The sequence below is a fragment of the Streptomyces beijiangensis genome (assembly GCF_017315755.1).
Lineage (GTDB): Bacteria > Actinomycetota > Actinomycetes > Streptomycetales > Streptomycetaceae > Streptomyces > Streptomyces beijiangensis.
In genome coordinates this window covers 1-10,450 of sequence record NZ_JAFLRJ010000363.1, presented here as the reverse complement: position 1 = coordinate 10,450, position 10,450 = coordinate 1, and the positions used below count along the sequence as shown (strand labels likewise).

10 protein-coding genes and 1 pseudogene are annotated in these 10,450 nt (G+C 71.5%); 3 read left to right on the top strand and 8 right to left on the bottom strand.

Annotation, left to right across the window (positions count from 1 at the left end; genetic code table 11):
• Both J0695_RS44280 and J0695_RS30975 read right to left on the bottom strand, forming a co-directional pair.
• A pseudogene (locus J0695_RS44280) lies at positions 1–117 on the bottom strand (SigE family RNA polymerase sigma factor); the annotation flags it as partial.
• Positions 118–250: 133 nt separating this feature from the next.
• Complete coding sequence (locus J0695_RS30975; protein ID WP_206967655.1) at positions 251–1,711, bottom strand: MFS transporter; 1,461 nt, start codon at positions 1,709–1,711, stop codon at positions 251–253.
• A gap of 90 nt (positions 1,712–1,801) precedes the next feature.
• Between J0695_RS30975 and J0695_RS30970 the strand changes: the two genes are divergently transcribed.
• Positions 1,802–2,506: a TetR/AcrR family transcriptional regulator gene (locus tag J0695_RS30970; RefSeq protein ID WP_206967653.1), complete on the top strand. Its 705-nt coding sequence runs from the start codon at positions 1,802–1,804 to the stop codon at positions 2,504–2,506.
• 9 nt (positions 2,507–2,515) lie between these two features.
• On the opposite strand, the gene J0695_RS30965 is transcribed toward J0695_RS30970, so the two are convergent.
• The 6 genes from J0695_RS30965 to J0695_RS30940 form a co-directional block, all read right to left on the bottom strand.
• Positions 2,516–3,970, bottom strand: a complete 1,455-nt coding sequence (locus J0695_RS30965) for a peptidoglycan D,D-transpeptidase FtsI family protein (protein WP_206967651.1) — start codon at positions 3,968–3,970, stop codon at positions 2,516–2,518.
• A 64-nt stretch (positions 3,971–4,034) separates the two neighbouring features.
• Positions 4,035–4,694: a response regulator transcription factor gene (locus J0695_RS30960; RefSeq protein WP_206967649.1), complete on the bottom strand. Its 660-nt coding sequence runs from the start codon at positions 4,692–4,694 to the stop codon at positions 4,035–4,037.
• Complete coding sequence (locus J0695_RS30955; protein ID WP_307798822.1) at positions 4,691–5,911, bottom strand: sensor histidine kinase; 1,221 nt, start codon at positions 5,909–5,911, stop codon at positions 4,691–4,693. The genes J0695_RS30960 and J0695_RS30955 overlap by 4 nt, the downstream gene beginning before the upstream one ends.
• Positions 5,908–6,903, bottom strand: coding sequence for a hypothetical protein (locus J0695_RS30950; RefSeq protein ID WP_206967647.1), 996 nt, complete (start codon positions 6,901–6,903; stop codon positions 5,908–5,910). The genes J0695_RS30955 and J0695_RS30950 overlap by 4 nt, the downstream gene beginning before the upstream one ends.
• A 90-nt stretch (positions 6,904–6,993) precedes the next feature.
• On the bottom strand, positions 6,994–7,467 hold the full coding sequence (locus J0695_RS30945; RefSeq protein WP_206967645.1) for a GNAT family N-acetyltransferase: 474 nt from the start codon (positions 7,465–7,467) through the stop codon (positions 6,994–6,996).
• A gap of 4 nt (positions 7,468–7,471) precedes the next feature.
• Entirely contained in the window at positions 7,472–8,242 is a 771-nt protein-coding gene (locus J0695_RS30940) for an IclR family transcriptional regulator (RefSeq protein WP_206967642.1), read from the bottom strand.
• Positions 8,243–8,370: 128 nt separating this feature from the next.
• Here J0695_RS30940 and J0695_RS30935 point away from each other — a divergent pair, with 128 nt between their 5' ends.
• On the top strand, positions 8,371–9,897 hold the full coding sequence (locus J0695_RS30935; RefSeq protein ID WP_206967640.1) for an aldehyde dehydrogenase (NADP(+)): 1,527 nt from the start codon (positions 8,371–8,373) through the stop codon (positions 9,895–9,897).
• On the top strand, positions 9,894–10,450 hold a 557-nt coding region (locus J0695_RS30930; RefSeq protein ID WP_206967638.1), incomplete at its 3' end, for a DUF1349 domain-containing protein. The genes J0695_RS30935 and J0695_RS30930, both read left to right, overlap by 4 nt.

Genomic DNA, 10,450 nt, shown 5'->3' with positions numbered 1-10,450 from the left:
GTCGGCGGCGTCCGCCTCGCCGGTCAGCATATGGGCGAGGCGGGCGAGTTCCGCGTAGTGGGCCTCGAAGAAGGCATGGAACTCGGCGGCATCGGCGTCGTCGACGGCTGTGCCCACGGGGGAACTCTCCCTGTACGAAAGCTGCGAGTGCGGCCCGCCCCCCTGCGGTCCCGCCGGGGCGGGATCCGAGAGCGTACCAGCGTGCGCCGGGAGCGTGAACAGGTACGTCCACGCTCCCGGAGCGCGCGGTTCAGAGAGCAGCCGTACGTTCCTGCACCGCTGCCCGCTCGCCGGAGACCACGACGGCCCCCTCCTTCGGTGTGCGCGCCAGCAGCAGCGCGGCACCCGCGCCCACGACGGAGATCGCAGCTGCGATCCATCCCGCCGTACGCAGCCCGTCGACGATCTGCGTCGCACCCGCATCCGCGCCGAGCCCGGAGTTGGCGACGGCGATCAGCACGGCGAGCCCGATCGCCCCGCCGATCTGCTGGGCGGTGGAGGCGAGCCCGGAGGCGACGCCCTGCTCGGCCGGGGCGGCCCCGGTGCCCGCCGCGGCGAACATCGTCACAAAGGTGGCGCCGCCGCAGAGTCCCCAGATCGCCGTGCCCGGCATCAGCGCCCAGAACGACCCGTCCACCGTCATCCCGGTGAAGAACAGCGCCTGCCCGATCCCCGATCCGAGCATCCCGGTGGCCAGCATCCTGCGGATTCCCCACCGCCCGATGAGCAGCGGCGTCAGCTTCCCCGCGGCAGCCATCGAGAACGCGGTCAGCGGCAGGAAGGCAAGACCTGCCTGGAGCGCGCTGTAGCCGCGCACCGGCTGGAGGAAGGTGGTGAAGAGGTAGTAGCCGCCGCCGAGCGCGCTCTGGAAGGCGAGGATCACCGCCATCGACACGGCCAGTTGCCGGCTGCCGAGCAGCCGCAGTGGCGCGAGCGGACTGCGGCCGCGCGCCTCGGTCAGGACGAACAGCCCGAGCACCACCACCCCGCCGGCCAGCGTGACGGCGGTGCGGGCCGAACCCCACCCCGCGTCGGGCCCACTGACCAGGCCGAAGACGAGCAGGGTCGACCCGACGGTGGCCAACACGGCCCCCAGCGCGTCGAATCCGCCCGCGCCCCGCATCGGCGGATCGGCGTCCAGCAGCCTGGGTGCGAGCGCGGCGGCCAGGAGCGCCAGGGGGACGTTCACGTAGAACACCCAGGACCAGCCCCAGGCATTGGTGAGCACCCCACCGAGGAGGGCTCCGGCGGCCAGCCCGGATCCGCCCACGGTGCCCCAGATGCCGAGCGCCCGATTGCGGTCGGCGCCTTCCGCGAACGTACGGAAGACGAGCGCCAGGGTCGCCGGGCTGAGCAGCGCCCCGCCGATTCCCTGCACCACGCGGGCTGCGACCAGCAGCCCGGGGCTGTCGGCCAGACCTCCGGCGAGTGAGGCGACGGCGTACAGGATCAGCCCGGTCGTGAAGACGCGCCGCGCCCCGAGCCGGTCGACGGCACGTCCGCCGAGCAGCAGGAACCCGCCGAGGCCGACGGCGTATGCGCTCACCACCCACTGCAAGGACTGGGCGGAGAAGCCGAGTCGGGACCCGATGTCGGGCAGGGCCACATAAACGATGTTGTAGTCGAGGGCGATGATCAGCTGCGCGAATGCGATCAGCGCGAGGACGAGTCCCTTGCGGGGCAAGCTGGTCGGAGGTGCTAAGGCGCTCATGTCGCCACCTGTTCTATCTGCCGCGCATTAACTACACGGCGTTCAGTTAATGTGCGCCGTACAGTATCGCAACGCGGTAGCGTGTCAACCATGAATCCGCCCGCCGCACCGCAGAGCCGCAGGGAACGTCTCCGTGCCGAGACCTCGGCCGAAATCAAGGACATCGCCCTGAAGTTGCTGGGCGAGGGCGGGCCCGACGCGATCTCCCTGCGGGCGATCGCCCGCGAGATGGGCATGACGGCGGGGGCCATCTACGGCTACTACGAGAACCGCGACACCCTGGTGACGGCTCTGATCACCGACGTGTACGGCACGCTGCTCGACACGGCCGAAGCGGCCCGCGACAAGGTCCCCGCCACCGACCCGGCGGGCCGCATCGTGGCCTGGGGCATGGCGGTCCGCGCCTGGGCGCTGGCGAACCCCGAGGGCTTCCGGCTGATCTACGGGGACCCGGTGCCCGGCTACCGCCCCCCGGCCGAAGGCCCCGTGGCGGAAGCGGGCCACCGCGCGTGCGCGGCTCTCACCGGCCTGGTCGCCGCGGCCTGGCCGAAGGCGCGCAAACTCCAGTCGGCCACCAGTGCCTGGTCCGACTTCGACCCGGCGCTGGTCGCCCAGGTCCGCGAGGAGTTCCCCGGTCTTCCCCCCGAGGCGCTCGCGCTCTCCCTCCGCGTCTGGGCCCGTATGCACGGCCCGGTCTCGCTGGAGGTCTACGGCCACCTGGGCCGCCAGTCCCGCGACCTGACGGCCCTCTACCGCGCCGAACTCGCCGACCTGGTCAGGTCGTTGGGCCTCTGACCGCGAGGCTCACGACGAACTGAGCGCCGCCTTCATCATCTTCTGGGCGATCGGAGCGGCGAGCCCGTTCCCGCTGACCTCCGAGCGGGCCGCGCCCGAGTCCTCGATGAGGACGGCGACCGCCACCTCCTTGCCCGTGCCGGGGTCCTTGGCGTACGACGTGAACCAGGCGTACGGCGTCTTGCTGTTGTTCTCGCCGTGCTGCGCGGTCCCCGTCTTGCCGCCCACCTCCACCCCGCTGATCTTCGCGTTGGTGCCGGTGCCCTCGTTGACGACGGTCTGCATCGCGCTCTGCAGCTGCTTCGCCGTGGCGGAGGAGACGACCTGCTTCGAGGAGGGGTTCTCGTACGACTGGACCGTGTTGCCGTCCGCGTCCGTCACCTTGGAGACCATGTGCGGGGCGACCAGCACACCGTCGTTGGCGATCGCCGCCGAGACCATCGACATCTGCAGCGGGGTCGCCGTCACGTCGAACTGGCCGATGCCCGTCAGGGCGGTCTGGGACTTGTACGCGGTGGACGGGTAGATGCTCGTCGCCGCCCGGACCGGGATGTCCAGCTTCGTCGTGTTGAAGCCGTACTTCTCCGCCATCGCCTTGACCTTCGCCTGGCCCAGGTCGACCGCCATCTTCGCGAAGACGTTGTTGCAGGAGTACTGCAGGGCGGTGCGGATCGAGGCGTTCTCGCAGGGCGCCGACGCGTTCTCGTTCTCCAGGACCTTGGTGGTGCCGGGCAGCGTGTAGGGGTTGGGGCTGGTCGTCTTCTCGTCGGCCGATGAGTACAGGCCGTCCTCCAGCGCCGCCGAAGCCACCACCAGCTTGAAGGTCGAACCGGGCGGCAGCGCCTGGCGCAGGGCCCGGTTGAGCATCGGCTGGTTCTTGTCGGTGGTCAGCTGCTTCCACGCGGTGCCGTCGGTGGAGCCGCTGATCGTCGACGGGTCGTAGGAGGGGGTGGAGACCATGCCGAGAACCGCACCGGTCTTCGGGTCGATCGCGACCGCCGCGCCCTTCTTGTTGCCGAGCGCGTTGTACGCGGCCTTCTGCACCGCAGGGTCGACCGTCGTCAGCACATCACCCGGGTCGGTCTGCTTGCCGGTGAGGGCGTCGACCGGGTTCTTCAGCTTGGTGTCGGTGCCGGCCAGGTCGTCGCTGTAGATGCCTTCGAGCTGGGTCGCCCCGTACACCTGCGAGCTGTAGCCGGTTACCGCCGAGTAGAGCTTGCCGTCGGTGTAGGTGCGCTTGTACTTCAGATCGCCGCCGTCCGTCTCCTTCGATCCGGTGACCGACGAGCCGGCCACGATGATGTCCCCGAGCGGGTTCGCGTACTGCGCGATGGTGGTCCGCCGGTTCAGCTTTTCGTCCGCGAGGGCCTGGCCTTCGTAGAACTGCACGTAGGTCGCCCGGCCCAGCAGGGCGAGGACCAGCAGCAGACAGAAGGCAGAGGCGCGCCTGATCGTCTTGTTCATCCCACTGGAGGGACGAGCGGGACGGAGGTTGACGTTCCGTGTTTCGGGTTTTTTCAGAAATCTCTCATTTGGGTCGGATGAACCCCGATTCGTATGCGGCGATCACTGCCTGTGTCCGGTCCCTGGCGCCGGTCTTCGCCAGCACCGCCGCCACATGGGACTTGACCGTGGCGGGACCGACCCCGATACGGGCCGCGATCTCGGCATTGGTCAGCCCCCGCGCCATCTGCCGCAGCACCTCCGCCTCGCGCCCGGTGAGCTTCGCCGCCCACGGCGGGGGCGCGGGCTTCTGGGTGCTGTGGAGCGCGGCCAGCTCGCGTACGGCGGCAGGGAAGAGGAGCGAGTCGCTGCGGGCCACCAGCCTGACCGCCTGGACCAGGTCCTCGGCCGCGGCCCGCTTCAGCAGGAAACCGGCGGCCCCCGCGCGCAGCGCGTCGTACACGTACGAATCGTTCTCGAAGGTCGTGACGACGACGATCCGCGGCGGCTCCGCGAGCGTGGAGAGGATCTGCTCGGTGGCACGGATCCCGTCGATCTCCGGCATCCGGACGTCCATCAGGACCACGTCGGGAAGGAACGAGCGGACCACCGAGACCGCCTCCGCGCCCGTCGCCGCCTCGCCGACCACCTCCAGGCCTGGTTCGGCGTCGAGGATCACGCGCAGAGCGGTACGGACCATGCGCTCGTCGTCGGCGAGCACGATACGGACGGGACGGACGGTCATCGCGGCAGCTCCACAGCGAGCCGCCAGCGTCCGTCGCGCGGACCCGCGGCCGTCACCCGGCCGCCCAGCAGAGCCGCCCGCTCCGCGATGCCGCACAGACCCCGGCCGCCTCCGGGGCGCACCACGGGCGCCTGCTCAGGAAGGGGGTTCTCCACCGTGATCTCCAGCTCCTCTTCCCGTACCGCGATGCTCAGCTGCACCGGTGAACTCCCTCCGTGGCGCAGGGCGTTGTTCAGTCCCTCTTGCACGATGCGGTACGCCTCCCGGGAGACGGGGGCGGTGACGGCCGCCGGGTCGCCCGTCACCGTGCAGGCCACCCGCACCCCGCTGTGGGAGAGCAGCCCGTCGAGCCCCTCCAGTGTCGGGCCCGTCGTCCCCTCCTCGTCGCCCTCTCTCAACAGACCGAGGACCGCGTCGAGTTCACCCACCGTGCGCCGGGCCGTCTCCTCGATCGCGGTCAGCGCCTCCCGTACGAACCCGACATCCGTCTCCAGGACCCTGCGGGCCGCACCCGCCTGCAGTGTCACCGCGCTCAGCGCATGCCCCACCGAATCGTGCAGCTCCCGCGCGAGCCGGTTGCGCACCGCCAGGTCCGCCGCCCGCTTCTCGGCCGCCGCCAGCCGGTCGGCAGGCGTGGGTCCGAGGAGTACGGGCGCGGTGCGGGCCAGCAGCGCACCGGCCGCGGCGGCGCACGCCACCAGCGCGAACAGAAGCGCCGCCCCCGCCGCCGGGGCCAGCAACACCCGCCAGCCGTTGAATACTTGGCGCAACCCGTACCGGGAGGTGTGCGGCCCGGGGGAGAACGGCAGTGCGATCAGCACCAGCGCGAACGGCGGCAGGGCGAGGGTCGCCCCGCTGACGAGCCCGCCGAGCCCCACGTGCAGCGTGAACCAGCCCGACGTCCGCACCCGCGCCGCCCACGACCGCCCCCCGGCACCGGCCCCGTCCGCGAGCAGTTCCCCGTCGATCCCGCACAGCGCCCGTACGGCGAACACCGACAGCGGCCGGGCGAGCGGCAGGAGCGCGGTCACCGCGGCGAGCGGCAACGCGACGGCGAAGGCGGCCAGTTGGAGGGGGAGCGAGGTGAGGGCGCTGCCGCTCCCCGCGAGCGGGCCCACGGCCACCGTGCCGACCAGGAAGTACGGCATCAACAGCGCGCCGCCCAGGATCAGATGGACCCAACGCAACCGCGCCCGCGCGCCGATGAGCCGCCTCACGAGACCCGTCGGGCGGTGAGGAAGCGGGTCAGGACGACTGCGGCGAGCAGGCCGGCGAGCATCTGCCCAGCGTAGGTGAGACGCAGGAGGGCCGGGGCCGCTCCGGTCGGAGAGTCCGACGGGCTCAACGCGGCGAGCGTCATCCAGGCGCCCCAGCAGCCCAGCGCGGCCGAGCCCGTCCAGGCCAGAGCGAGTGCGGTGCGCAGGCGGGTGGTGCGGAAGGCCAGCGCGAGCACCCCCGCGACGGCGACCAGCGCGAGTGCGACGTAGACCGCGTCCAGGGCGTAGGTGTCCGCGTCGAGCTCGGCGATCCGGTCGGCGCCGAGACCGGTGGTGGCCCCGCAGGCCCACGCCAGATACATGGCGCCCACGGCCAGCGCGGCGAGTGAGGCGGCGACAGCGAGGACCTGGTCCGTCCGTGCCGTCGGTACGCCCGCACCGTCGCGCCAGAGGTGGCCCCAGCGCCGGGTCGCGTACGGCACGAAGAGCCCGGCCAGCGCCAGCGCCTGCACGATGAAGCCGCCGTACACGACGTCGAAGACCCAGTCGTCGAGGAACGGCTCGCGCGCCGCGCTCTGCCCGCCGCCCAGACCCCGTACCGCGAGCTGCACCGGGAAACCGACGACGATCGGGGTGAGCAGGCCGGTCGCCACGAACACCGGGCCGCCGATCAGCCAGGACCTGATCCGCAGCCCCCAGGGCCTGGTCAGCAGAAGGACGATCACCACGAGGGTGGCGTCCAGCGCCACCGAGACGAGGTTGGCGACCACGAGGGTGGTGCCGGCATCGCGCAGCGAACTGTCCTCGGGGATGCCGATGACGCTTCCCGACACCCAGGCGATCTTGAGCGAGAGGTACGGCAGGCAGGCAGTGAGCGCGACGGCGCGCAGAACGCGCTGGAAGGTACGGATCGGGACGTCGGGAGCGGGAGCTGGGGTGGAGGCGGAGACGGAGGCGGAGACGGAGGCGGGAGTGAGCGGTGTCGGTGTCATGACACCGACGCTCCCGGCCGGCCGGCCCCCGTACGTCCTGCGCGGTGACGATCCGCCTCCACCGCACGGGGGAGACGGGCCGCCCCGCACTCACTCGGGCAGAGTGAGCACGACCTCGTCGATCTCCTCGCCACGGGCGTTGGCGAAGCCGCGCTCGTGCCCGGTGACGAGGAAGCCGCACTTCTCCAGGACCCGCCGCGAGCCCGCGTTGTCGGCGGCGGCGCGGGCGTGCAGCGGGCGTTCCTCCACGATCTCCAGCAGGCTGCGCAGGGCGGCGGTGGCGACGCCCTTGCCCCAGTACGCGCGGTCGATGAAGTACGTGACCTCGCGCTCGCCGGGCTCCCCGTACACGGCGGTGTGGCCGACGACCACGCCGTCGGCCAGCACGGTCCTGTTCACGATGCCGGCGTCGGCCCGGATCTTCGCCCAGTGGGCGTCGAAACGTGCCCGGTCCGTGGGGTCCTCGGCGGTGAAGGCGGCCATCCGGTTGGACTCTGGGTCGCTCATGTGCCCGAAGAAGACGGGCAGATCGGCGTCCTCGACCTCGCGCAGTGTTGTCTCCATGAGCTCAGAGCCTACGAGTGGCCAGTGTCAGCCGGTCGCGGGCGTCGAAGAGCGCGTCCTTGACCATCTGCTCATGGGCCGGGGTCAGCCGCGCCACCGGCACGGAGCAGCTGATCGCGTCGCGCGCCGGAGTGCGGTACGGGATCGCGACGCCGAAGCAGCGCAGGCCCAGCGTGTTCTCCTCGCGGTCCACCGCGTACCCCTGCTCACGGATCAGGTGCAGCTCCTCGATGAGCTTCTCGCGGTCCGTGATCGTGTGCTCGGTCAGCTGCGGCATGGTCTCGGGGAGCATCTTGCGGACCTGCTCGTCGCTGTGGGTGGCGAGCAGCGCCTTGCCGAGCGAGGTGGAGTGGGCGGGCAGCCTGCGGCCGACCCGGGTGAAGGGGCGCAGATAGTGCTGCGACTGGCGGGTGGCCAGATAGACCACGTTCGTCCCGTCGAGGCGGGCGAGGTGGATGGTCTCGGTCGTGTCGTCCGAGAGCCGGTCGAGCGTGGGCCTGGCCGCGGCCACGACCTCGTCGCCGTCGATGTACGAGGTGCCCACCAGCAGGGCCCGCACTCCGATGCCGTACCGCGTGCCCGTCGCGTCGGTCTCGACCCAGCCGAGCTCGACGAGGGTGCGCAGGAGCATGTAAAGGCTGGACTTGGGGTAGCCGACGGCCTCCTGGACCGTGGCGAGGGAGTGCATGCCGGGGCGCCCGGCGAAGTATTCGAGGAGCTCGACAGTCCGCACCGCGGACTTGACTTGTGCCCCACCTGTCTCGGCAGCCGACATTCGATCTTGCCCCTCTTGTCAATGCGGAACGCCCGTTATTAGAGTTCCTGGGTATTCATCATCAGGAACCGTGTTCAGAATACCGAACAGTCCTGATGGGCGGCAGTAGATCTGGAAGGACGTCCGTGGTGGCAGCTACACCAGTCTGGAGTGTCGACCCCCGAACCGGGAAGCCGCGTGAAGAGGTTGCGGTGGAGGCAACGGCTCAGGAGGTGGACGAGGCGGTACGCGCCGCCCACGCGGTCCGCGGATCCCTTGCCGACCGGAGCGTACGCGCCGCCTTCCTGCGGGCCGCCGCCGACCTCCTCGACGAGGCGGGTCCGCACGTCATCGAGGCCGCCGACGCGGAGACCGCGCTCGGCCCGGCCCGCGTGACGGGCGAACTGGCCCGCACCACGGCCCAGTTCCGCGCCTTCGCCGATGTGATCGACGAGGGCTCCTTCCTCGACATCCGCATCGACCACGCCGACGCGAACGCGACCCCGCCCATCCCGGACCTGCGCCGCTTCAAGATCCCCCTCGGAGTCGTCGCGGTCTACGCGGCCTCCAACTTCCCCCTCGCCTTCTCCGTCCCCGGCGGCGACACCGCGAGCGCGCTCGCGGCGGGCTGCCCGGTGGTCGTCAAGGCGCACCCCGACCACCCGGCGACGTCCGAGCTGTGTGCGTCGGTGCTGCGCAGGGCGGCGGAGAGCGTCGGCCTCCCGGCCGACGTGATCTCGGTAGTCCACGGCTTCGAGGCGGGCGTAGAGCTGGTCAAGCACCCCCTCGTCTCCGCCGCGGGCTTCACCGGTTCGGTGCGAGGCGGCCGCGCCCTGTTCGACGCGGCGGCATCCCGCCCCGTCCCGATCCCCTTCCACGGCGAGCTCGGCTCCCTCAACCCGGTGGTGATCACCGAGGCGGCAGCGGCCGAGCGCGCCGAGGAGATCGGCACCGGGCTCGCGGGCTCGATGACGCTGGGCGTGGGCCAGTTCTGCGTGAAGCCGGGCTTCGTACTGGCGCCCGCCGGTTCTGCGGGCGACGCACTGGTCAAGTCCTTGACGGCGGCGGTCAGTTCCACAGCGGCAGGCGTCCTCCTGGACCACCGTATGCGCGACAACTTCATCGCGGGCGTACGGGAGAGGGCCGAGCTCCCCGGGGTCGAGGCCCCGGTGACGCCCGGCGCGGGCGGCGAGCACACGGTCAGCCCGGGCTTCCTCACGGTGGCGGCGTCGGAGCTGGCCTCGGACGGGGCGCACGACCTGCTCCTGGAGGAGTGCTTCGGCCCGGTGACGGTGGTGGCGCGCTATGAGTCCGCGGCCGAGGTCACCGCGGTCCTCTCGCGTCTCCCCGGCAACCTCACGGCGACGCTCCAGGTGTCGGCGGCGGAGGCGGCGGGCGAGGGCGACGCGACGGAACTCCTCACGGAGCTCACTCCGCTCGCGGGCCGCGTCCTGGTCAACGGCTGGCCCACGGGCGTGGCGGTGGCCCCGGCGCAGCATCACGGCGGTCCGTACCCGGCGACGACCTCCACCTCAACGTCGGTGGGCGGCACGGCGATCGAGCGCTGGCTGCGCCCGGTCGCGTACCAGACGACCCCCGAGGCCCTGCTCCCGCCGGAGCTGCGCGAGGCCAACCCGCTGTCGCTTCCGCGCCGTATCGACGGACGCCCGGAATGACGCCGACCGTGGGTGAACTCCCCTTCGAGCTGCGGGAGTACGGCCCGAAGGCCCCGTGGAAGTACGAGGCAGGAACCCTCTCGGTCCGCACGGGCCCGCGCGAGGACCGCTTCGTCCCTCCGTCCGGGGAGTCGCTCGACCCCGCGTCGGACGCCCCCCGCCTGCTGGGGACGCCCCCGGCGGGCGACTTCCAGCTGATCGCGCACGTCACGGTGGACTTCACGGGCGCGTTCGACGCGGGCCTGCTGTACCTCCACGTCTCGGACCGCGAGTGGGCGAAGCTCTGCCTGGAACGGTCCCCGGACAAGCCCACGATCTGCACGGTGGTGACGCGGGGCCACTCGGACGATGCCAACTCCTGGGTGGTGGAGGGCAATTCGGTCTGGCTCCGCATCACCCGGACGGGCAAGGCGTTCGCGTTCCACGCGTCGCTGGACGGCGAGACCTGGACGTTCGTCCGCGTCTTCGCCCTGGGCAACGCGGAGTCGGCGCAGGTCGGCTTCATGGCGCAGGCACCGGTGGGGGAGGGCTGCGGGGTGAGCTGGACGGGGAT

Coding starts and splice junctions, on each gene's coding strand:
- J0695_RS30975 (WP_206967655.1), bottom strand. CDS start 1,711: ATGAGCGCCTTAGCACCTCCGACCAGCTTGCCCCGCAAGGGACTCGTC.
- J0695_RS30970 (WP_206967653.1), top strand. CDS start 1,802: ATGAATCCGCCCGCCGCACCGCAGAGCCGCAGGGAACGTCTCCGTGCC.
- J0695_RS30965 (WP_206967651.1), bottom strand. CDS start 3,970: ATGAACAAGACGATCAGGCGCGCCTCTGCCTTCTGTCTGCTGCTGGTC.
- J0695_RS30960 (WP_206967649.1), bottom strand. CDS start 4,694: ATGACCGTCCGTCCCGTCCGTATCGTGCTCGCCGACGACGAGCGCATG.
- J0695_RS30950 (WP_206967647.1), bottom strand. CDS start 6,903: ATGACACCGACACCGCTCACTCCCGCCTCCGTCTCCGCCTCCGTCTCC.
- J0695_RS30945 (WP_206967645.1), bottom strand. CDS start 7,467: ATGGAGACAACACTGCGCGAGGTCGAGGACGCCGATCTGCCCGTCTTC.
- J0695_RS30940 (WP_206967642.1), bottom strand. CDS start 8,242: ATGTCGGCTGCCGAGACAGGTGGGGCACAAGTCAAGTCCGCGGTGCGG.